Raw genomic sequence first — 20786 nt, forward strand, 5'->3', positions numbered from 1 at the left:
CGTACCGACCCGGCGTCGCACGGGCCCTCAGCCGTACCGACCCGCCATCGCACCGACCGGGCGTCGAAGGATGCCTACGCCTGCGGCTTCCACTCGCGGGCGAGCATCGCGTACACGTACTCGCTCCCCCAGCGCTCGCCGTCCAGGTCGTTCTCGACCAGGTGCGCCTCCCGGCGCATGCCGAGGCGCTCGCACACCCGGACCGAAGCGGTGTTGAGCGCGTCGAGGCGGGCGAAGAGCCGGTGGGCGCCCAGCTCGGCGAAGGCCAGGCCGGCGACCGTACGGGCCGCCTCGGTGGCGTACCCCCGGCCGCCGTATTCCGGGTGGACCATCCAGCCGATCTCCACCTGGCGCGACCGAGCGCTCGCGAGCTTCAGGACGATCTCCCCGACGACCTTCGTCCCGCCGGACGGACAGACGGCGAACACGAGGTCGTCGCCGTCCTCGGTCCACGCCGATCCGGCCACGCGCCGCGCCAGGCCGCTCACGCACTGCTCGGGGGTGAGCGGTGGCCGGTAGAGGAAGCGGGCGCCATCGGGGAGAGACTGATAGGCGTACAGGTCGTCGAAGTCGTCCGGGGTGAAGCGGCGCAGCTGGAGCCGTTCGGTACCGAGGGGCAGCGAGAGCGCGATCGTCATTCGTGGTCTTCCCCGAGGCGCCCCACCGAACCGGGCGAGCCGACCAGAGCGGAGCACCCCGCGATTCGTCGTGGGCGGTCGCCCCGTTCTAGGCCGCTCACCACCGGCCGCACAACCGGGTTTCCCGCCCCGGACGGACGGGCCGCCTCACGGCGGACGGGCCTCACGGCGGGTCGGGCCTCACGGCGGGTCGGGCCTCACGGCGGGCCGGGCCTCACGGCGGGCCGGGCCTCACGGCGGGTCGGGCCTCACGGCGGGCCGGCGAGTGGCTGGCCACCCGCCGACCCGCCGTGAGGCGGGCACAACCCGACCGGCGCGCAGCTGACCTTCTCCTCCCTGGCGGCCGACCGGCTGGTATCGGACCGCCGGGGGCGGAGTGGTCATCGGCTGCTGCCGGGCGGGCAGGGCCCGTGCGGGGCTTCGCGCGGCCGTACGGACTCCCGGAGGAATCGCGTACCGGATTCGCGTGCCGGGACGCGCCTGCCGAGCCGGCCGCACCGGTGCGACCGGGCGGGCCGGTCGCACGGGTCGGGCCGGTCGGCCGGTCGGGCTAGTCGCGCTGTTCGATCAGCAGGGGCGGGGCCGCGGGGGCGATGTCGGCGTCCCGGGTCCGGGGGCTGCGGCGTTCCCGCTTGGCCACCCAGGTGGCGAGCCAGGACAGCAGCATGCACATGCCGATGTAGATCGGCGCGATCACCATCACGACGGGAATGAACGGCAGGTCGTAGTCGAGGTTGGAGGCGATCAGCTTGCCCGCGTGCAGGAACTCCTCGTAGGTGATGAGGAAGCCGAGCGAGGTGTCCTTGAGCGCCACCACCAGCTGGCTGATGATGGCGGGCATCATGGCCCGGATCGCCTGTGGCGCCAGGACATGGGTCATCACCTGCGTCTTGCGCATGCCGAGCGCGTACGCCGCCTCTCCCTGGCCGCGGGCCACCGCGCCGATGCCGGTGCGGAACACCTCGGCGAGCACGGACCCGTTGTAGAGGGTCAGTCCGGCGACGAGGGCGGGCAGCGGCTGGACCTTGAGCGCCACGAAGATGAAGAAGATCATCACAAGGACGGGCATGGCCCGGAAGAACTCGACGAACAGGGTGCTGATCCACCGAAAGGCCCGGTGCTCGGACAGCCGCCCGACGCCGAGGATGCCGCCGAGCAGGAGCGAGAGCACCGAGGCGTACGCGAACGCCTTCAGCGTGTTCCCGAGCCCCCGCAGCAACAGTTCCTGAATTCCCTTGTAGATGAAGGGAGTCCACTTGGTGGTGGTGAACTGTCCGGTGTCGAACAGCAGATAGATGATCCAGCCGATCAGGGCGAGGATCACGACAGTCGCGACCACCCCGATGGCGCGGTGCCTGCGACGGGTGCGCGGCCCCGGGATGTCGTAGAGCGCGGAGGAGGCGGTGGTCATCGGGCGACTCCATAGCGCTTCTCCAGGAAGTGGAAGAGCGCGCTGATGGCGAGGGTGATGATGAGGTAGCCGACGGCGATCCAGACGAAGGTCCAGACGATGTTGTAGCCCAGCTCGCTCAGGGTCTTGTAGGTGCCGAGGAGTTCGGTGACGCTGAACGCCCCGGCGATGGCGGAGTTCTTGGCGAGGGCGATCAGGTTGGATCCGATCGGCGGGATGACGCTGCGAAACGCCTGCGGCAGCACGACGGTGCCGAGGGTCTGGGTGAAGGTCATGCCGAGGCTGCGGGCGGCCTCGCCCTGGCCGAGCGGCACGGTGTTGATGCCGGAGCGCAGCGCCTCGCAGATGAACGCGGAGGTGTAGCAGCCGAGCGCGAGGACCGCGAACAGGGTGAAGGGCAGCACGACTCCGAAGCGGGGCAGGCCGAGCACCACCGCGAAGAAGAGCAGGGTGAGCGGGGTATTGCGCAGCACGTTGACCCAGACGGTGCCGCAGGTCCGCAGGGCGCCGACCGGGGCGACCCGGAATCCCGCCATGAGGAAGCCGAGGACCAGGGCCAGCAGACCGGCGTAGACGGTGAGTTCGACCGTTCCGAGGAAGCCTTCGGCGAAGGTCGAGAAGTTGTTGGTCAGGACGTCCATGGGAGGGGGTGCTCCTTCCTCAGGTCGCCGGGTAGCGGTCGACGGGCGGCGGCGTCGGTGCGGGCACCCCGGACAGCCCCAGGGTCGCCTCGAACGCCTTCTTCCAGTCGCCGTTCTTCTGGTGGGCGACGATGGCGTCGTCGAGGGCGAACCGCAGCGCGTTGTCCGGGCGCGGGACGCCGATGCCGTACGGCTCCTTGGAGAACGGCTTGCCGACGAGCTTGAGCTCGTCGGGCGCCTTGGCGGCGAAGCCCATGAGGATGGCGTCGTCGGTGGTGACGACGGCGACCTGGTAGGTCAGCAGGTTGTCGACACAGATGGAGTAGGTGTCGTAGCCCACGAGTTGGGCCTTCGGATAGTCGGCCTTGATCCGCTGGTACGGGGTGGACCCGGTGGCCGAGCAGACGCGGCGGCCGGCGAGGCCCTCGGGCCCGTGGATGTCGTTCTCGTCGGTGCGTACGAGCAGTGACTGGCCGGCCATGAAGTAGGGCCCGGCGAAGCCGACGAGCTTCTTGCGGTTGGCGTTGATCGTGTAGGTGCCGACGTAGTAGTCGATCTGACCGTTCTGCAGGGCCGTCTCCCGGTTGGCGGAGGCGATGGTGCGGAAGTCGATGCCGGCCGGGTCGAAGCCGAGGGAGGCGGACATCATCCGGGCGATCTCGATGTCGAAGCCGGAGTAGACCCCCGTCGCCGGGTCCTTCTCGCCCAGGTAGGGCTGGTCCTCCTTGGCGCCGACGATCAGGTGTCCGCGGCGCTTGGCCCGGTTCCAGGTCGGCGAGTCGGGCAGGCTGAAGTTCGTCTGCACGTGGTAGACGGGCAGCTGGCCGGGCGCGGGGCCCTTGACGGGCGGGCTGCCCTCCCGGCCGCAGCCGCCGGCGGCGAGCGCCGCGGCCAGCAGGAGGGCGAGCGCGGCCAGGGTTCGTGTCGTACGCAGCATGGCTCCCGCTCCGGTCAGTGCTTGAGGATCTTGGAGAGGAAGTCCCGGGCCCGCTCGCTGTTGGGCGCGGTGAAGAACTCCTCGGGCGTGCGGTCCTCGATGATCCGGCCGTCGGCCATGAAGACGACCCGGTTGGCGGCGGAACGGGCGAAGCCCATCTCGTGCGTGACGACGACCATGGTCATGCCGTCGCGGGCGAGCTGCCGCATGACCTCCAGGACCTCGTTGATCATCTCGGGGTCGAGAGCGGAGGTCGGCTCGTCGAAGAGGAGTGCCTTGGGGTCCATCGCGAGGGCGCGGGCGATGGCCACGCGCTGCTGCTGGCCGCCGGACAGCTGGGCCGGGTACTTCTCGGCGTGGGCGGCGAGCCCGACCCGTTCGAGAAGCTCCCGGGAGCGCCGGTCGGCCTCGTCCTTCTTGCGCCCCCGGACCTTGGTCTGCGCGAGGGAGACATTGGCGAGGACGGTCTTGTGCGCGAAGAGGTTGAACGACTGGAAGACCATGCCGACCTCGGCGCGCAGCCGGGCGAGTTCCCTGCCTTCCTCGGGGAGCGGCTCACCGTCGATGAGGATCTCGCCCGATTCCACGGACTCCAGGCGGTTCATCGCCCGGCAGAGCGTCGATTTGCCGGAACCCGAGGGGCCGATGACGACGACCACCTCGCCCCGGCCGACGGTGAGATTGATGTCCTGCAGAACGTGCAACGTACCGAAGTGTTTGTTGACGCCCCGCAGTTCGATCAGCGGATCGACGACGGCCATGTGGTGCCCTGCCCCTGTGAGTTCCAGCTGCTCTCGAGTCAGCGCAAGCTATCCGGGACGAAATAGGACTTCACAGGCGACACGCACGAAAGGTCCATAAGCCGTATTTACCCAAAAGGGTGCTGAGGCTTACTGCCGGGGCCCGGCCGGGCCGCATCAGGGCGGAGCCGAGGCAGGCGTGGGGCGGGGCGGGGCCGGCTCGGGGCTGCGCCCTCGGCGGGGTTCCGGGCGCGACGGGGCCGCGGGGCGGGTGCGGCCGTCCGGTACGCGGGTCGGAGCCGGGGCGGGGTGAGCCGGGGCGCCCCGGGCCGGGCGCCGGCTCCTCAGCGCTCGGCGGCCTCGGCGTACACCTGGAACAGCTCCGGGGTTCCGGTCGTGGCCCAGTCGAGCCCGGCCGCGACCACGTCGCACTCCCGGCCCGAGGCGAGCCGGACCACCGGCTGGCCGTCCGGGCGCAACCGCCAGGCCGCGCCGGGGACGGTGCGGACGAGGACGGTGCCGAGGTAGAGGCCCGCGTCGTTGCCGATCCAGGGCAGCTCCTCGGGGTCGTCGCGCCAGCGCGGCGGAAGCTGGTCGAGCGCGCCCAGCGAGCGGGGCGTGTCGTCGAGCCGTACCCCGGCCGTCTCCGCGCGGGCGCGCAGCAGCTCGCACTCGGCCAGCAGCTCGGCCGCCCCCTTCGGATCCCGGTCGAAGAACGTGCCGAGCGGGGACCGTTCGGCCTGGTGACGGGCGCGCCACTTGTCCAGGAAGGGGATGTTCATCCGCGCAGCGTCCCACCGCCTCCGGCCGGGCACCACCCGGCGCGCGCGAGCTCCTGGCACGCGACCCCGGGGCCGGGTGGCAGGCGCCAGGGCGCCGAGGCCGGGCGCCGGGTGGGTACGCCGCCCACCGCCCATCAGCCCCGTGCGAGCCCCGTGCGAGCGCCGCGGAACCGACCGGCCGCGCCCGGTCGCGGCCGGACCCGTCACATGTCGAGGTCGACGACCACCGGGGCGTGGTCCGAGGCGCCCTTGCCCTTGCGCTCCTCGCGGTCGACGTAGCTGTCCTTGACGGCGTCCGCGAACGGCTTGTTGCCGTAGACCAGGTCGATGCGCATGCCCTTGTTCTTCGGGAAGCACAGCTGGCGGTAGTCCCAGTACGTGTACGGGTGGTCGTACTTCAGCGGGCGCGGCACCACGTCGCCCAGACCGGTCTCGCGCAGCGCGGCGAGCGCGGCCCGCTCGGGCTCCGTGACATGGGTGGCACCGTCGAAGGCGGCGAGATCCCAGACGTCGTCGTCGGCCGGCGCGATGTTGTAGTCCCCGAGCACCGCGAAGGGGCGCTCCCCGGCCGCGTCGTCCGCGACGGCGTCCTTCAGAGCCTGGAGCCACCGCAGCTTGTACGCGTAGTGCTCGTGGGCCACCTCGCGGCCGTTCGGCACGTACACCGACCACAAGCGGACCGGACCGCAGGTCGCGGAGATGGCCCGGGGCTCCTGCACGCCGCCGTAGTCGGGACCGCCGGGCAGACCGGTGACCACGTCCGCGAGGCCGACCCGGGAGACCAGGGCGACCCCGTTCCACCGGCCGGTGGCGTTGACCACGGACTCGTAGCCCAGCTGCCGCAGCTCCTCGGCGGGGAACTGCTCGGCGGTGCACTTGGTCTCCTGGACGCACAGCACGTCGGTGCCGCTGCTCTCCAGCCAGGCCAGCAGCCGGGGCAGCCGCGCGGTGATCGAGTTGACGTTCCAGGTGGCGATGCGCATGTCCGCCACCCTACTTCGGGGGTCCGACAGTCCGGTGCCTCGCGGCCCCGGACCGTGTCCCCGGGCCGTGTCCTCTGGCGTACGCCCTCCCCGGACCCAGGACTCAGATCCGCGCCGACTCGCCCGGGGCGAGGCGCTGGTGGTCGGTGCCCCCGAGGGCGCCGATCTGGTGGTCGTAGATCGGGCGGGCCAGGTCCGTCAGCAGCGCGTCGTGGACGTCGTACGCGCGCGTGGGCCGTACCTCCCGGACGTAGTCGATCACCTCGGAGATCTTGTTCCACGGGGCCATGACCGGCAGGAACAGGGTCTCCACCGGCCGGTCCGGCACCGTGAGCGCGTCGCCGGGGTGGAAAACGGAGCCGTCGACGAGGAAGCCGACATTCGTGACCCGGGGGAGGTCCGGATGGATCACGGCGTGCAGTTCGCCGTGCACCTGGACGTCGAAGCCGGCGACCGTGAAGGCGTCGCCGTGGCCGACGGTGTGCACCCGGCCGGGGAAGGCGGCCGTGAGCTGCTCCGCGACGCTGCGCAGCGTCCACACCTCGGCGGCCGGGTTGGCCTCCAGGGCCGCCCGCAGCCGCCCCTCGTCGAAGTGGTCCGGGTGCTCGTGGGTGACGAGGAGGGCGTCGGCGCCGAGCGCGGCGTCCTCCTCGGTGAACATCCCCGGGTCGATGACGAGCGCCCGCCCGTCCTTCTCCAGGCGGACGCAGGCGTGCGTGTTCTTCGTCAGTTTCACGGCCGCAGCCTACGCGTGCGGTGTGGTGTCCTCCTCGATCACCCGGCCGACGACACGCAGCGCGCTCTCGGCGGCGGGCAGCCCGCAGTAGACGGCGGTCTGGAGCAGGATCTCGCGCAGCTCACCGGCCGTCAGCCCGCTGCGCAGGGCGGCCCGGGTGTGGTCGGCGAGGGAGTCGTGGTGTCCGCCGGCGATCAGCGCGGCGAGGGTCACGGCGCTGCGGGTACGGCGGTCGAGCCCGTCGCGGCTCCACACCTCGCCCCAGGCGTAGCGGGTCGCCAGGGTCTGGAAGTCGGCGGCGAAGGGGTCGGCGAGGGTCTCGTCGACATGGGCGTCACCGAGCACCTCGCGGCGCAGTTTGAGCCCGCGCTCGTAGGCGTCGGGACGAGCCGCCGGGTCGCCCTCGGCCAGGGTCGCCGGGGCGATCTCGCCGACCGGTACGACGGGTGCGGACGTCTGCGGCACCTGCGGGACCGGCGGGTTCTGCGGGTCCTGCGGGCCCTGGGCGGCGAGCGGGCCGGGCGCCGCGGCCGGGCCGCCGAACGGGTCCTGGCCGCCGAGCGGGGCGAAGTGGCCGGTGAGCAGTTCGGTGACGGCGGAAGGCTGCTCGACAGGGGCCAGATGGGACGCGCCGGGGACCACGGCGAGACGGGCGTCCTGTATGCCGGCGACGAGGGTGCGGGCCTCGGCGGGGCCGGTGATCGCGTCCTCGGAGCCGACCAGGACGAGGGCGGGGATCCCGATCCGGCCCAGGGCGTCGCGGACGTCGAAGACGGCGAGCGCCTCGCAGGCGGCGATGTAACAGCCGGGGTCGGTGGTACGGACCATCTGCACGGCCCAGTCGACGATGGCGGGCTGCCCGGCGGCGAAGGCCGGGGTGAACCACTGCTCGGGCGCGGTACGGGCCATCGGCTCCAGTCCGTTGGCCCGGATCATCACGGCGCGCTGGCGGAACTCGTCGGCGCTGCCGAACCGGGGCGAGGCCGCGACCAGCACGAGGGAGGCGACCCGGTGCGGGGCGCGCAGCGCGAGGTCGATGCCGATGGCGCCGCCGAGCGAGCAGCCGGCGTAGCCGAAGCGCTGGACGCCCAGTTCGTCGAGGGTCGCGAGCAGCCGGTCGCCGAGTTCCGCGACGGAGCTAGCGGGCTGGGCGGGTGCGCCGCCGTGGCCGGGCAGGTCGAACCGGACGACCCGCCAGTCGCGGGTGAGTTCCGGGATCTGGCGGTCCCACATGTGCCAGGTGGTGCCGAGGGAGGGCCCCAGGACGAGGACCGGTGCGTCCTCTCGCCCGTCGACACGGTATTGCAGGGTGTTCGTCGGTGTCTCGCTCACGCCCTGCACGGTCTCACATCTCACGGTTTCCTACATGCCCCAGGGGGAGCCCTGTGCGAGCCGTCCGAAGTTGTGGTGAGTTCGTGAAGGATCCGCGCAGCGGCTTCACCTCTCATCTACAGGGTGCCCGGGTCGGGCACTTGGGGAAGCGCTCAGCCTTTCCTCCGCTCTCCCTCCGCTCGGCCTCCCCTGCGGCCTCCCCCGGGCTTCCGCGTACCGCCCAGCGAACCGTTCGAAACGGATTGCGCTGCGTAAAGAAAACGAATTGTCGAAAGTTGGCGAAGTCGACCAAGCGGCGTCAACTTCGCTCGCCCCGGCCGGTGACTCCCGGTTAGCGTCACGAACCGTTCGTGACACAGCAGATCGCGAACGGCTGTGTGTGCCGCTAGGGCCTGCCTTTGGGATCAGGCCCTACGTCCGGAGGTCCATCCTGATGTCAGCCACCGAATCAGAAGCTCCTGTTCCCCCCTTATCCGCAGCTTCCCGGCCCCCGGGGCCGCCGCCGCCCACCGCGGGGTCACGGCCACCGGTCGGACCCGTCATCCGCATGACCCCGCAGGGCGCCGACCGCCTCCGGGCGGCCGTCCGGCCGACCGACGTCCTCGCGGCGCTGCGCGATCCGCGGCTCGGCTCCGACACCCGCCACCCGGGTTCGGTGCTCGGCCTGGCCTGGCTCCTCCACCGCACCGTGGTGAAGCCGGCCGCGCGCCGCCCCGGCGGCCGGCGCCGCTACGGCCTCGGGACCCACTCCGTACCCGGACCGTCCGGTCCCACTCCCGCCTCCTCCCCCGGCGCGGGAGAACCGCCGGCGACACCGGACGGTGCGTCATGACGGGCGCACCCGGGCCGAGGTTCCACGTCCTGCTCGGCCCCGACGGGGCGGGCAAGTCCACCGCCATGAAGCGGGTCGCCGAACTGCGTCCCGAATGGCGTCTGTTGTCCACGGACAGCCGGTTCACCGGCGCGGAGCACGCGTTCGTCTCGGAGTTGCGCCGCGGCGTGGTGCGCGAGGTGCTGCCGGGGCTCGGCGCCGGGGCGTACTCGCGCGACTTCCTGACCAGCGTGCTCCAGACGGCCGTGGTGCACCTGCGGGACCTGATCGCCGCGCAGCCGCCGGGAGTTCCGGTCCTGGTCGACTCCTACTACTACAAGACCCTGGCCAAGTGCCGGATCTTCGGGGGCGACGACCACCCCCTGTTCACCTGGTGGCGTTCCTTCCCCCAGCCCGCCGGAGTGGTCTTCCTCGACGTCGCGCCCGCGACGGCGTGGCGGCGCAGTCGCGGCGGACGGCTGCTCAACCCGTTCGAGTACCCGGGCGACGAGCCCGAGTGGTTCTCCTTCGAGAGCTACCACCACACCCTGCGGAAACTACTCCTCGAAGAGGTGCGTCACGTGCCGGTGACCTTGATCGACCAGCCCTCCTCGCCCGACCGGGCGGCGGCCGCCGTCCTCCAGGCGGTGTCCCGATGACCCCCGCATCGGCCGCGACAGCGCCCGACCCCACGGCCGCGTCGGCGCCCACAGCTGAGCCCGCGTCCACGTCCGCGCCCTCGCCCGGCGGCTGGGCCGACCCCGGGCACGGAGCGCGCTACCGCGCCCGGGTCCTGGCCGAGCACGCCCGGCTGACCGCCTCGCTCGCGGGCTTCCGCCGGCACCAGGACCGGGTCCTCGCCGATCTGCTCGACTTCAACTCCGGCACCGTGTTCGGCCGCGAGCACGGCTTCGGACGGATCCGCACCCTCGCCGACTTCCGGTCCGCGGTGCCCGTCCAGGACTACGCGGCCCACCGGCCACTGATCGAGCGGACGGCCGCGGGCGAGCCGAACCTGCTCACCGCCGACGCGCCCCTCGTCTACTTCACCAGCAGTGGCAGCACCGGGGACCACAAGAAGATCCCGGTGACGGCCCGCTTCATGCGGACCACCTTCCTGCCCTTCTACTTCGCCGCGTGGGCCGGTCTGGTCGAGCAGGTGCCGGAGGTGCTGCGGCGGCCCGACGCCGTACTCAACCTCAAGCACGATCCGCTGTCCGCGCCGCCGCTGACCGCCGACGGCAGTCCCCATGTGGGGGCGAGCCAGGTCGACTTCGGCACCCGGTTCGGCGAGCCGCTGGCGGCGGAGGTGGGCAGTGGCGCCCCCTGGGCGACGCTGCCGGTCGAGGTGGCGCCCGGCGATCACACCGAGAAGATGTATCTGCGGCTGCGCATGGCCGTGCAGAGCGATCTGCGCGCGCTGGTCGGCATCAACCCGGCGATGGTCGCGGCGGTGCCGCACCAGCTCGGCCTCTGGTGGCCTCGGATCGTCAAGGAGATCGGGGACGGTACGGTCGGCGGGCGGCGGTTCGGTTCGCCCGATCCGGCGCGGGCGGCCGAACTGGAAAGGATCGCCGACTACTTCGGGACCATCCGACCGGCCCATGTGTGGCCCCGGATCGAGGCGCTGTTCGCCTGGACGACCGGCATGGCGCGGCTCTATCTGCCGGGCCTGCGCGAGGAGTTCGGGGTGGGTGTACAGGCCCTTCCGGCGCCGGTCGCCGCCTCCGAGGGACCGGTCGCCGTGGCCCTGGACCGGCACGGCTCGGCGGGCAGTCTGGTGCCGACGGCTTCGGTGTACGAATTCGTCCCGGCCGACGAGGACCTGACCCCGGACGTGCGCACCCTGTTGCCCGAGGAGTTGGAGGCGGGAGCGGACTACCACGTCGTCTTCAGCCACGTCGGCGGCTTCTACCGGTACACCGTGGGCGACGTGGTGCGGGTGGTCGACTCGGTCGGCGGGGTCCCCCGGGTCGCCTACGCGGGCCGGGGCACCCGCTCGGACGCGGCCGGCGAGCGGCTGCGCGACGCGCAGGTGATCCGCGCCCTCGAAGCGGCGCTGACCGCCGGCGGTCTCGCGCTGCGCAACGCGGCCTGCCGCGTCGAGGAGGATCCGGAAGGGACGCTCCGCTACCGCTTCGCCATCGCTCCCCGCGCCGCCTGGCTGCCCGGTGAACTGGACCGGTTCTCCGCGCGGCTCGACGAGGCCCTGACGCGGGAGTCCGCGGGCTACCGGTCGGCTCGCGCCGAGCGTCGTCTCGGACCGCTCGTCACCCAACTGCTCGACCCCGGCGCGTTCGACCGGGACTGGCACACCGCGGTGGCCTCGGGCATCCGGCCGACCCAGGTGAAGGACCGGCTCTTCCGGCAGGACGAGGCGCTCTGGCGCCGGCTGACCGGACCGGCCGGCTGACCCCGGGCGTACCGACCACTCCGCCTGGCCCGGCCGCTCGGTCCGCTCGGTCCGCTCGGTCCGCTCGGCCCGGCCGGCCCCGCCACCGACTCGGCAGCCCTGCCCCACCCCTCCCCCGAACAGGAGAACCCCCGATGACCACCACCTCGTTGAACCCGGTGGAACGTACGGCCCTGCTCACCGCAGCGCTCCGGTCCGCCGAGACCCTGCGCGAGGACCGGCTCTACTCCGACCCGTACGCCGAGCGCCTGGTCGGCGACATCGGACCGAAGCTGCTCGCCGAGGTCCGCGCGGCCACCTTCCCGGCGGACCGGCCGCGCAGCCTGCCGAGCACGCCCGACTACAACGCGATCCGCACCCGGTTCTTCGACGACTATCTGCAACGGGCCGCCGCCGACGGGCAGATGACCCAGATCGTCCTCGCGCCCGCGGGCATGGACTCGCGCGCGTACCGTCTGCCGTGGCCGGAGCACATCCGCTACTTCGAGGTGGACCGGCCCGCCGTCCTCGCCTTCAAGTCCGAGCGGCTGGAGGGGGTGAGTCCCCGGGTGGACCACCGCACGGTCGCCGTCGACCTCACCGCCGCAGACTGGGAACAGCGTCTGATCGCGGCGGGGTACGACCCCTCGCTGCCCTCCACCTGGCTCCTTGAGGGGCTCCTCTACTACATACCCGAAGCGGACACCCACCGCATGCTGGACCGGGTGGCGGCCCTGATGGCGCCCGGCAGCCGGATCGCCGCCGACATCGTCAACTCGGCCGCCCTGACGCTTCCTCATATGCGCGGTCTGCTCGATGTGTTCGAGGGCTGGGGCTGCCCCTGGGTATACGGCGACGACGAGCCGGAGCAGCTCTTCGCCGGGCACGGCTTCGACGTCCGCGCCGTACAACCGGGCGAGCCCGAGGCGGACTTCGGACGGTGGCCCGATGCCGTTTTGGACCGGGAGATCAAGGATGTGCGCCGGGTCTTCTTCGTGACGGGCCGCCGCGCCACCGGGGCCGGCCAGTCATGACCACGGCCGTCATCGCGGGAGGCGGGTTCGCCGGTCTCGCCGCCGCCCTCGCGCTGGGCGAGCGGGGCCACCGGGTGATCGTCCTGGAGCCGGGCCCGCCGCCGCCCGAGGGGCCGCCCGGCAAGGCCGCCGACGACTGGCGGCAGCCGCTCGTCCCCCAGCTCCGCCAGCCCCACATCCTCAACTCGCTCGGCGTGCGGGTGCTGGCCCGGCGGGCCCCCCGGCTCCTCGACGAGGTCCGGGCCGAGGGCGCGCTGCCGCTGCGGCTGGCCGCCGCGGCCCCGCCGACGCTGGTGCGCTCGGCCGGGGCGGCGGCGGACCCGGAGCTGCGCGCGCTCGGTGTGCGCCGCACCACCCTCGAACTCGTGTTGCAACGTGCCGTGCGCGCCCTGCCCCACGTCCGCCTGCGGTACGGGGTCAAGGTCCAAGAGCTCGTCCTCGCCCCCGGCGGACGGGCGGTGGCCGGGGTGGTGACGGCCGACGGGGAGCGGATCGCCGCCGAGACCGTCGTGGACGCGACGGGCCGCCGTGCCGCGCACCGGAACTGGCTCGCGGCGGCCGGGTTCCCGCTCGCCCCCGACCTCGTCGAGCCGAGCGGGATCCGGGTGTTCAGCCGCTTCTTCCGGCTGCGCGGGCCCGCGCCCACCGATGTGTCCGGGCTTCCCGGCTTCCTGAACCGGGGCAACGCGGCGGGCGGCATCTGGCCGCACTACGCGGCCGTCCTGCATCCGGCGGACGGCGGGATCTTCTCCGTCTCGCTCGGCGTGCCCACCGGCGACCGGCCGACGGCGGGCCTGCGGCACGGCCGCGGCTTCGCGGCGGCGGCGCGGATCTCGCCGTATCTGGGGCCCTGGATGGAGCCTGGCGTGGCCACCCACCTCGGCCCGGTCCGCACGATGGCCCATCCCCCGAACATCCTGCGCGGACTGCCGGACGGCACCCCGGGCTCCGGCCCGGCCGGCCTGTTCCCGGTGGGCGACGCGGCCTGTGTCACGGACCCGATCTTCGGCCGGGGGCTGTCGCTGGCGCTCGCGCACGCCTTCGCCCTCGCCGACCTCCTCGACGCCGGGCCCCGGCCGGGCGAGTCGGGGAGCGGAGCGGCCCGGGCCCTGGCGGACCGGCTGCTGCGGCCCTGGTACGAGTACGCCGCCGCCGACGCGCCGGCACGGATCGCCCACTGGCGGGCCGCCGCGTCGGACACCTTCGACGGGCAGCGATCCACGCCCGGCCGGGCCACGCCTGCCCGCACCGCGCCCACCGGCACCGCTCCGGTCCCGGCCACGCCCCCGGGCCGGCCCTCGATCGAACAGGTGGCGGCCGCCGCGCTGGTGGACGGCAGGGTATGGCGCGGGCTCCAGCGGATGCTGATGGGCCTGGACACCCCCGACGTCCTGTTCGACACCCCGGACCTCCGCGACCGGGTCCGTACCGCTCCCCCGCCGTCCGCTCCCCCGGCGGCGCCGGCCCCGCCGAGCCGCGCCCGGCTGCTGGCGGCCGTGTCCGAGACGAAGGTGGCCTAGGCCATGGCACTCGATCCGGAGCAGCACACGACGGGACGTCGGCGGGTCCTGGTGGCACCCGTCACCATCACCCCGTCCAAGCCGCTGACCCCCAGTCACCTCAAGGGCCTGCTGTGGGCGGACGCGATGTCCCGCGCCACCGCCGCGGTGGCCGACGTCACCTTCCGCTACAGCCCGACGTCCTACCATCGCACGGAACAGACGCTCGGCTTCTGGGAGTTCGTCGACCGCACCCAAGGCGACACGGACTACGCCGAGTTGTCGGCCGAACAGGTCGGGGAGCTGTACGTCGGCTACCGCGCGGCCGGCGAGCGGCCCTCGGCCGAGGCCCTGCGTCCGTACGCGGACGCGGTCGAGCAGGGCTGGGTCCATCCCGCCTCCGCCCGGGTGCTCGCCCTGTGGGCCGAGGAGTACGCGCGACTGGGTCTGCGCGATCCGGGGCTGGAGCGCCATCAGCCTCCCCGGTTCGGACTCGACGAGATGGTGGAGCGGCTGTGCGCCGCCGGGCTCGGCATCGACCAGCGCAGCGCCGGAGGTCCGGTCTATCTGGACGCTACCCGGTACGGGCTGCCGCTGCGCCGGATCGTCACCTCCGACGGACGGCCCAACTACCTGGCCTGCGCGCTTCGTGAACTGCTGCCGCTGGCACCGGACTTCGACGAGGTGGTGTTGTTGTACGACCGTGAGCTGGATCCCGACTACCGGCTCCTGGAGCGGGTGTTCACGGCCGGCGGGACGGCGGTGCGACGGGTCCCGATCGGCCGGGTGCCGGTGGACGGCCGGATCCTCTCCGCGCGCCACGGCGGCTGGCAGGGGCACACCGCCGGCGCGCTGCTCGACGCCGCCGAGCCCGGTCACTCGCCGTCCGCGCTGCGGCTCGGGATGCGGCTCTACTTCATCGCCGGTCTCGGCCCCGGCGAGAAACAGTCGTTCCGCAAGGACCTGCTGCACCACGCCATGGGACGCGCCGAGCGTCTCCTGGACGGGGCGGCGGCGCGGGACGGCGGCTCCGCCGGGCCACTGGCGGAGGCCGTCGGCCGGCACCGGCGCGACCACCTCTACGTGGATCCTTACCGGCTGACCTCCTCCCTGCTGGGGCGCGGCCGGCCGGCTCCCGATCCGAAGCTGCTCACGGCGGTGTACCTGTGACCGGCCGACGGCCGGCGGACGTACGGTCGCCGGACGTACTGTCGCCGGACGTACTGTCGCCGGACCTGCTGCTGGAGTCGGCGGCCCACCGGTTCGCGGCGTTCCGGCCGGACCTCGCCGCGCGCGCCGATCTGACCTCGCCCGCCGGGCTGGTCCGGGCCCGGGAGCTGCTGACCGCCCACGAGGACCCGGACCCGGTGGCCGCGGTCTGCGTGATCAACCGCTTCTCCCTGCCCGACTGGCTGCGGGAAACATGTGCCTTCGCGCTGACGGTGAATGACGAACGCCGGGACGCCTGGCGCCGGACGTTCACCCGCACCCTCCATCTGGCCGGCAGTCCGGCCAACCTGGCCGGGCGGTTCCGCTTCGACCACGCGGCCGCCGACGGGTCCACCGCGTGGCTCGGCCCCGCACCCGCGTCCGAACTCACGGGTCTGCGGCTGCTGTTGCGCGGCTTCGAGGGTTCCCGCCCGCCGGCCGCCGCCTGCGGGGCGAGCGTCACGGTCCCGGGCGACGGGCACACGGCGCGCCGCCCGGTCCACCGGGAGCTGTACCTCGCGACCGCCGGCGTCACCCTCCAGGCCGCCGTCGTCCAGCTCCACCACCTGGTCGCCGAGGCCGTCCTCGACGGGCTGATCGGGCCCGGCGACCGGCTCACCCTGCGTCCTGTGCCCCGCCTCTCGGGGCTGCGCGAGCGCTTCGCGGCGTTGCGCGTCGACACCGATGTCCACCGGCCGGACGAGCTTCAGGCGTTCGCCGGACTCACCGAGGAGTGCTGACCCCCCATGCCCCCTTCCCCCGCTCCCGCTCCCCCTACTGCTTCCGCTTCCGTGGCGGCGCCGCTGCGCTTCGGTGTGCACGGCTCCTACCAGCTCGCCGCGGAGCTGCTCGCCGCCGCCCGGCTGGATCCCGCCGGCACCGTCTTCATTCCGTACGACGTACGCGAGCCGTTCACCGGACTGCGTGCGGGCGAGATCGACGTGATGCTGGTGAAGTACGTCCCCAGCGAGCCCGACGACCTGGAGTTCAGCGCTCCGGTGGCCGAGGACGGGCGCGCGGTGATCGTCCGCTCGGGCCATCCGCTCGCCGGACGGGAATCGGTGTCGGTCGAGGAGGTCGCCGCGTACGACGGCTTCGCACGCCCCGGCGCGTTCCCCGCCTCCGTATGGGACGAGGTCGTGCCCCGGACGACTCCCGCCGGACGGCCGATCCGACGGGTGCACCCGATGACGACGCCGGAGGAGATGGCCCGGATCCTGCGCGGCGGCGACGCCGTCCATCTCTCGTTCCAATCCCTCGCGGCGGCCGGGCTGCCCGGGATCGAGGTCGTCCCGGTGCACGACCTGGCGCCCGCCCCGGTCCGGCTTGCCTGGCTGCGCCGGGCGGAACAAGCCCCTGCTCTGCGGGAGTTCCTCGACCGCGTGGAGCGGGAGGTCGCCGCATGAGCCGCCCCGACGGCACGGCCGTGGTCCTGCTGCACGCGCTGGCGCTCGACTCCGGCATGTGGCGGGAGTGCGCCGCCGCGCTCACCGCGCGCGGCCGGCGGGTCCTCCCGTTCGACCAGCGCGGCTTCGGCGGAACCCCGCTGGGCGAGGAGCCGCCCTCCCTCGACACCGTGGCGGACGACGTCGTACGCACCCTGGACCGCGAGGGCATCGAACGGGCCGTGCTGGCCGGTTGCTCGATGGGCGGGTACGTGGCACTGGCGGCGCTGCGCCGTCACCCGCACCGGGTGAGCGCCCTGGCCCTGTTCAACACGCGCGCGGCCGCCGACTCACCGGAGACCGCCGCGGGCCGTCTCGCGTTCGCCGAGCGGATCGTCCGTGCGGACCTGCGCGAGAGCCTGATCGCCGCCACCACCCCCCTGCTGGTGGGTGCGACCACGCGCGCCACCCGCCCCGGGCTCGTGGCCTCGCTCCTCGACACGGTCCGCGGGGCGGATCCGGCCGCCGTGGCGTGGGCGCAGCGCGCGATCGCGGCGCGGCCCGACGAGCGGCCGGCGGCCCCGGTCGGCGTGCCGGCGGTGGTCGTCGCGGGCGCGGAGGACGGCCTGGTCGACCTCGCGGAATCGCGGGAGACCGCGGCGGCCCTCGGCGCCGGGGACCCGGTGGTGGTGGCGGACGCGGGACATCTGCTGCCGCTGGAACGACCGGAGGCCGCCGCGGAGTTGATCGCCGCACTGATCGACCGCGTCGACGGGGCGGTGCCGGCCCCCGGGCCGGACACGGCCGGGGCGCACCAGATGTACGAGGACATCACGGAGACCGGCCGGACCGCCTCGCGGGGCCGGTCCGAGGAAGGGGCATGGGCATGCTGAAGGAGCAGCACCAGGCGTGGGGGTACACCACGTCCACGGGACTCGGCTTCACACACGAGGAGATCGTCGACGCCCACTTCGCCGCCTGCGCCCCGCAGTACCGCCAGGCCCTGGAGGAAGTCGGCGTGCGGCCGGGGTGGCGGGTGCTGGACGCGGGATGCGGCACCGGCGCGTTCCTGCCCTGGCTCGCCGAGCTCGTCGGCGACCGGGGACAGGTCTCGGCGATCGATCTGGCGGCGGAGAACGTCGAAGTGGCGCGGCGGCGCGCGGCGGAGTCGGAGACGGCCGCCCAGGTCGACGTGCGCCAAGGCGACCTTCTCGAACTCCCCTATCCCGACGACTCGTTCGACGCCGTCTGGTGTTCCAACACCACTCAGTACCTGGACGACGGACAACTGGACGCGGCTCTGGCGGAGTTGCGGCGGGTGGTCCGGCCGGGCGGCCTGGTGGCGGTCAAGGATCTGGACGCCTCCCTGACCTCCGTACGCCCCGGCGATCCGTTCCTGCTCACGGACTTCTTCCGGCGGGCCGCGCTCTCCCCCGGTTACGCACGGCAGTTGCTGCGCGCCCGCGACCTACCCGGCCGGCTGGCCGACGCCGGTCTGACCGACGTACGCGACCGGACGATCCTGATCGAGCACCGCGCGCCGATGACGCCCGCGGTCCGCCGCTTCTACGGGGAGGCCTGCGCCCGGCTCGCCGGGCAGGCGGTCGAACTCGGCATGGACGGCGACTGGTCCTTGCTGCTCGACCCGGAGGCCCCGGGGCATCCGCTGCTCGATCCGCGCGGATACGTCAGCGAGGGGAACACCGTCGCCGTCGGCGTGGTGCCGGGCGGTCCGGCCGCCGGGTGACCGGCGAGGCGGGCGGGGCGGCCGCCGGGTGACCGGCCAGGCGGGCGGGGCGGCCGCCGGGTGACCGGCCAGGCGGGCGGGGCGGCCGCCGGGTGACCGGCGAGGCGGGTCCGTCCGCCGGGGCCGTCCGCCCGTAGCCGGGCGGCTCAGGCGCCGAGGAGTTCCTCGGTGACCCGCGCGAGCCGGGTCGCGTCCGCCCTGTTGAAGAGGACGGGATGGTCGACCGGGATACGACTGCCCTCGGCGAAGGCGCTGAGCGCCTCGGCGGGCGGCGCGTCGAGCAGGGCGCTGATCGGGGCGACGGCCCGGGCGACCGGCTTGCCCGCCCGCTTCATGGCCTCGACCTGCCGCCGGGTGGCCGGGTCGTACGCGCCGGCGAAGCCGGTGGCGGTGAGACCGGGATTGACCAGGGCGTAGCGAGTCCGGCCGGTGGCCCCGCGACGGGCCGCGTAGTCGACGGCGAGCAGGTCGTTGGCGGTCCCGGCCCGCATCTGGACGGTGATCCCGCTGTAGTCCCGGCGGGCGTGCAGGTCGTGCCAGGCGATGCCGGGCTTCTGGACGCCGGGCCCGGCCACGTTGACGATGACGGGCGCCTCGGCCTTCTCCAGGGCGTCGCTCAGCCCGTGGCCGAGCAGATAGCGGCTCAGATATTCGAGCGCGAAGGTGTTCTCGTACCCCTCGGCCGTCTCGTGGCGTTCGGAGCGGAAGTAGCGGGCGCACAGCACGAGCGCGTCGACGGCGGGGTGCGCGGCGGTGATCTCCTCGATCACCCTGCGGTTCTCGGAGACCAGGCCGAGATCGGCACGGAGGAATCGGGCCCGGTCGCCGGCGCCGCGATCGGCTGCCTCCCGGAGTAACGCGCGCCCCTTCTCCTCGCCGCGGCCGAGCACGACCACCCGGTCTCCGCGCTCCAGCCGGTCGAGGGCGAGCCCTCGCCCGATTCCGTCGGTGCCGCCCGTGATCACCACGATCTTGGCCATGGTCCTGGTCCTCGCTCTCGTCCTCGTCCGGTTTCCCCTGGGAGCAGGGGAAACCGGGGAAGCCGTGGGCGCACGCGTGCGTCCATCGTGCCCACGGCAAGTCATCGGTTGATGACATGGCTGACGCTAGGAGTCCCGGGCTAGGATGTCAACGATCGATGACAACTCGGAGGTGACGGTGACTCAGCCCGTCCAGCCGCGCAAGCGCGACCGGGCCGCCACTCGCGCCGCCCTGCTCGCGGCCGCCCGCGCCCGGTTCGCCCTCGCGGGCTACGACGCCACGAGCGTGCGGGACATCGCGCGGGACGCGGGCGTCGACGCGACGCTGATCTTCCGCTACTTCGGCTCCAAGGAACGGCTCTTCGAGGAAGCCTCGCGCCTGGAGACCGAGACGCCCGACGCCGGGGCCGAGCCCACCCCGAAGGACGTACCGACCCGGCTGTTGCACGCCGCCATGCGGCAGGCCGAGCCGGGCGCGGGCGCCGGTCATCCGCTCACCACCCTGCTCGTGTCCTCGGGCCGCCCTGAGTGCCGGGAGCGGCTCAACGAGCAGCTGAGCGAGACGTACGCGCGCCATCTGGAACAGCTGGTCGACGCGCCCGACCGCGAACTGCGCGCCGAGCTGCTGACCGCGCTGCTGGTGGGGATCAACGTGAGCCGGTCCATCGCCCACACCCCGGCGCTGTCCCGGTCCTGCGTCGAGGACATCACGCCCTACTTCGACCAGGTGGCGGCCCTGCTCCTCGGGTCCACGGACCCCGTCGACGGCCCGCGGGCGCCCGCCGCACCGGCGTCCGCCCTTCCGGAGACTTCGGAGGTTTCGGGGGCTTGGGGGCCTTCGGAGTCCGGCTGACCCGCCGACGCTCGCCCCGCGAGCGGCGCTCCGCCGGTCAGGGCGAGGTCGTCGAGACCACGTAGACGCGCGGGAACGCCGGGTCCGTGAGGTCCACCGTGATGTCGCGGGTGGGGCGGGGCCCCTCATTGGCGATCGAGGCACCGGCCCAGCGCTGGGTCGGTACGAAGTTCCAGCCGACGATGTCCGAGTCCCGTCCGCTCACGCTGACCCGGCCGGGCTTGAGCCCGGCGCGGCTGCCGCCGCTGTCGGCCAGATAGGTGTCCAGGCCGCCCGCCGTGGTCGTGAACTGGACGTACAGCCGGCTGGTCTTCCAGTTGCTGGTCTCGTAGTAGGCGACGCTCCAGGCCTCCGACGGGATCGGGACCTCGAAGACACGGCGCTTCATCTGGGAGGGCCAGTTGTCCTGGAGGCCGACCGGCGAGGACTCGCGTTCCTTGTCGATGCCGCTGTCGCGGCTCTGGTTCGCCGAGATCACCAGATACCCGGCCGGGATGCCGATGAGCAGGACGATGGTGAGCAGGGTGAGGAAGCGGCGGCGGAGCATATGCCGCCGGTCCTCCGGAAGCCGTCCATCCTCCGGAAGCCGTCCGTTCGCCGGGGGCCGGACCGCCGGCGCGGAGGCCGGGGTCCGGGGCGGCGACGAGGACGACGCCTGGTGGGGCACGGTGGTCCG

At 73.3% G+C, this 20786-nt stretch carries 22 protein-coding genes; 11 read left to right on the forward strand and 11 right to left on the reverse strand.

What is annotated here, in order from left to right:
* Window positions 1–74: 74 nt before the first annotated feature.
* The 9 genes from ACGFRB_RS21770 to ACGFRB_RS21810 form a co-directional block, all read right to left on the reverse strand.
* Entirely contained in the window at window positions 75–638 is a 564-nt protein-coding gene (locus tag ACGFRB_RS21770; protein WP_363006073.1) for a GNAT family N-acetyltransferase, read from the reverse strand.
* A 550-nt stretch (window positions 639–1188) separates the two neighbouring features.
* Window positions 1189–2049 carry an amino acid ABC transporter permease gene (locus ACGFRB_RS21775; RefSeq protein WP_363006071.1) on the reverse strand — a complete coding sequence of 287 codons (861 nt, stop codon included), beginning with the start codon at window positions 2047–2049 and terminating at the stop codon, window positions 1189–1191.
* Complete coding sequence (locus tag ACGFRB_RS21780) at window positions 2046–2690, reverse strand: amino acid ABC transporter permease (RefSeq protein WP_363006069.1); 645 nt, start codon at window positions 2688–2690, stop codon at window positions 2046–2048. The genes ACGFRB_RS21775 and ACGFRB_RS21780 overlap by 4 nt, the downstream gene beginning before the upstream one ends.
* A gap of 19 nt (window positions 2691–2709) precedes the next feature.
* Window positions 2710–3627, reverse strand: a complete 918-nt coding sequence (locus tag ACGFRB_RS21785; RefSeq protein ID WP_393245079.1) for a glutamate ABC transporter substrate-binding protein — start codon at window positions 3625–3627, stop codon at window positions 2710–2712.
* Window positions 3628–3641: 14 nt separating this feature from the next.
* Entirely contained in the window at window positions 3642–4388 is a 747-nt protein-coding gene (locus ACGFRB_RS21790; protein ID WP_361235717.1) for an amino acid ABC transporter ATP-binding protein, read from the reverse strand.
* A 323-nt stretch (window positions 4389–4711) separates the two neighbouring features.
* Window positions 4712–5149: a DUF6278 family protein gene (locus ACGFRB_RS21795; RefSeq protein ID WP_363006065.1), complete on the reverse strand. Its 438-nt coding sequence runs from the start codon at window positions 5147–5149 to the stop codon at window positions 4712–4714.
* Window positions 5150–5352: 203 nt separating this feature from the next.
* Window positions 5353–6132: an exodeoxyribonuclease III gene (locus ACGFRB_RS21800; RefSeq protein ID WP_363006063.1), complete on the reverse strand. Its 780-nt coding sequence runs from the start codon at window positions 6130–6132 to the stop codon at window positions 5353–5355.
* A gap of 103 nt (window positions 6133–6235) precedes the next feature.
* Window positions 6236–6868, reverse strand: coding sequence for an MBL fold metallo-hydrolase (locus ACGFRB_RS21805; protein WP_393245082.1), 633 nt, complete (start codon window positions 6866–6868; stop codon window positions 6236–6238).
* A gap of 9 nt (window positions 6869–6877) precedes the next feature.
* The gene (locus ACGFRB_RS21810) at window positions 6878–8200 is read right to left on the reverse strand and encodes an alpha/beta fold hydrolase (RefSeq protein ID WP_393245084.1); all 1323 of its coding nucleotides are present in this window, start codon (window positions 8198–8200) and stop codon (window positions 6878–6880) included.
* Window positions 8201–8747: 547 nt separating this feature from the next.
* Here ACGFRB_RS21810 and ACGFRB_RS21815 point away from each other — a divergent pair.
* The 10 genes from ACGFRB_RS21815 to ACGFRB_RS21860 all read left to right on the forward strand — a co-directional run bounded on the left by ACGFRB_RS21815 (window position 8748) and on the right by ACGFRB_RS21860 (window position 18277).
* Entirely contained in the window at window positions 8748–9032 is a 285-nt protein-coding gene (locus tag ACGFRB_RS21815; RefSeq protein ID WP_393245086.1) for a hypothetical protein, read from the forward strand.
* Complete coding sequence (locus ACGFRB_RS21820; RefSeq protein ID WP_363006057.1) at window positions 9029–9670, forward strand: hypothetical protein; 642 nt, start codon at window positions 9029–9031, stop codon at window positions 9668–9670. The genes ACGFRB_RS21815 and ACGFRB_RS21820 overlap by 4 nt, the downstream gene beginning before the upstream one ends.
* Complete coding sequence (locus tag ACGFRB_RS21825) at window positions 9667–11424, forward strand: GH3 auxin-responsive promoter family protein (RefSeq protein ID WP_393245088.1); 1758 nt, start codon at window positions 9667–9669, stop codon at window positions 11422–11424. The genes ACGFRB_RS21820 and ACGFRB_RS21825 overlap by 4 nt, the downstream gene beginning before the upstream one ends.
* Before the next feature lie 134 nt (window positions 11425–11558).
* Window positions 11559–12437, forward strand: a complete 879-nt coding sequence (locus ACGFRB_RS21830; RefSeq protein ID WP_393245090.1) for an SAM-dependent methyltransferase — start codon at window positions 11559–11561, stop codon at window positions 12435–12437.
* The gene (locus tag ACGFRB_RS21835; RefSeq protein ID WP_393245092.1) at window positions 12434–13957 is read left to right on the forward strand and encodes an NAD(P)/FAD-dependent oxidoreductase; all 1524 of its coding nucleotides are present in this window, start codon (window positions 12434–12436) and stop codon (window positions 13955–13957) included. Before ACGFRB_RS21830 ends, ACGFRB_RS21835 begins: the two co-directional genes overlap by 4 nt.
* 3 nt (window positions 13958–13960) lie before the next feature.
* Window positions 13961–15106, forward strand: a complete 1146-nt coding sequence (locus ACGFRB_RS21840; RefSeq protein WP_393245094.1) for a hypothetical protein — start codon at window positions 13961–13963, stop codon at window positions 15104–15106.
* Window positions 15103–15885, forward strand: coding sequence for a DUF6182 family protein (locus tag ACGFRB_RS21845; protein ID WP_393245096.1), 783 nt, complete (start codon window positions 15103–15105; stop codon window positions 15883–15885). Before ACGFRB_RS21840 ends, ACGFRB_RS21845 begins: the two co-directional genes overlap by 4 nt.
* A 6-nt stretch (window positions 15886–15891) precedes the next feature.
* Window positions 15892–16551, forward strand: coding sequence for a LysR substrate-binding domain-containing protein (locus ACGFRB_RS21850; RefSeq protein WP_393245098.1), 660 nt, complete (start codon window positions 15892–15894; stop codon window positions 16549–16551).
* Window positions 16548–17423 carry an alpha/beta fold hydrolase gene (locus ACGFRB_RS21855; RefSeq protein ID WP_393245100.1) on the forward strand — a complete coding sequence of 292 codons (876 nt, stop codon included), beginning with the start codon at window positions 16548–16550 and terminating at the stop codon, window positions 17421–17423. Before ACGFRB_RS21850 ends, ACGFRB_RS21855 begins: the two co-directional genes overlap by 4 nt.
* Complete coding sequence (locus ACGFRB_RS21860; RefSeq protein ID WP_393245102.1) at window positions 17411–18277, forward strand: class I SAM-dependent methyltransferase; 867 nt, start codon at window positions 17411–17413, stop codon at window positions 18275–18277. Before ACGFRB_RS21855 ends, ACGFRB_RS21860 begins: the two co-directional genes overlap by 13 nt.
* 146 nt (window positions 18278–18423) lie before the next feature.
* Here the strand turns inward: ACGFRB_RS21860 and ACGFRB_RS21865 are convergent, their stop codons facing one another.
* On the reverse strand, window positions 18424–19257 hold the full coding sequence (locus tag ACGFRB_RS21865; protein ID WP_393245104.1) for an SDR family NAD(P)-dependent oxidoreductase: 834 nt from the start codon (window positions 19255–19257) through the stop codon (window positions 18424–18426).
* 145 nt (window positions 19258–19402) lie between these two features.
* On the opposite strand from ACGFRB_RS21865, the gene ACGFRB_RS21870 reads away from it, so the two are divergent.
* The gene (locus ACGFRB_RS21870; protein ID WP_393245106.1) at window positions 19403–20110 is read left to right on the forward strand and encodes a TetR/AcrR family transcriptional regulator; all 708 of its coding nucleotides are present in this window, start codon (window positions 19403–19405) and stop codon (window positions 20108–20110) included.
* Window positions 20111–20147: 37 nt separating this feature from the next.
* On the opposite strand, the gene ACGFRB_RS21875 is transcribed toward ACGFRB_RS21870, so the two are convergent.
* Window positions 20148–20657, reverse strand: a complete 510-nt coding sequence (locus ACGFRB_RS21875; RefSeq protein ID WP_393245108.1) for a hypothetical protein — start codon at window positions 20655–20657, stop codon at window positions 20148–20150.
* Window positions 20658–20786: the final 129 nt, after the last annotated feature.

The sequence above is a fragment of the Streptomyces sp. NPDC048718 genome (genome assembly GCF_043198875.1).
In the GTDB taxonomy this organism is placed as follows: Bacteria; Actinomycetota; Actinomycetes; order Streptomycetales; family Streptomycetaceae; genus Streptomyces.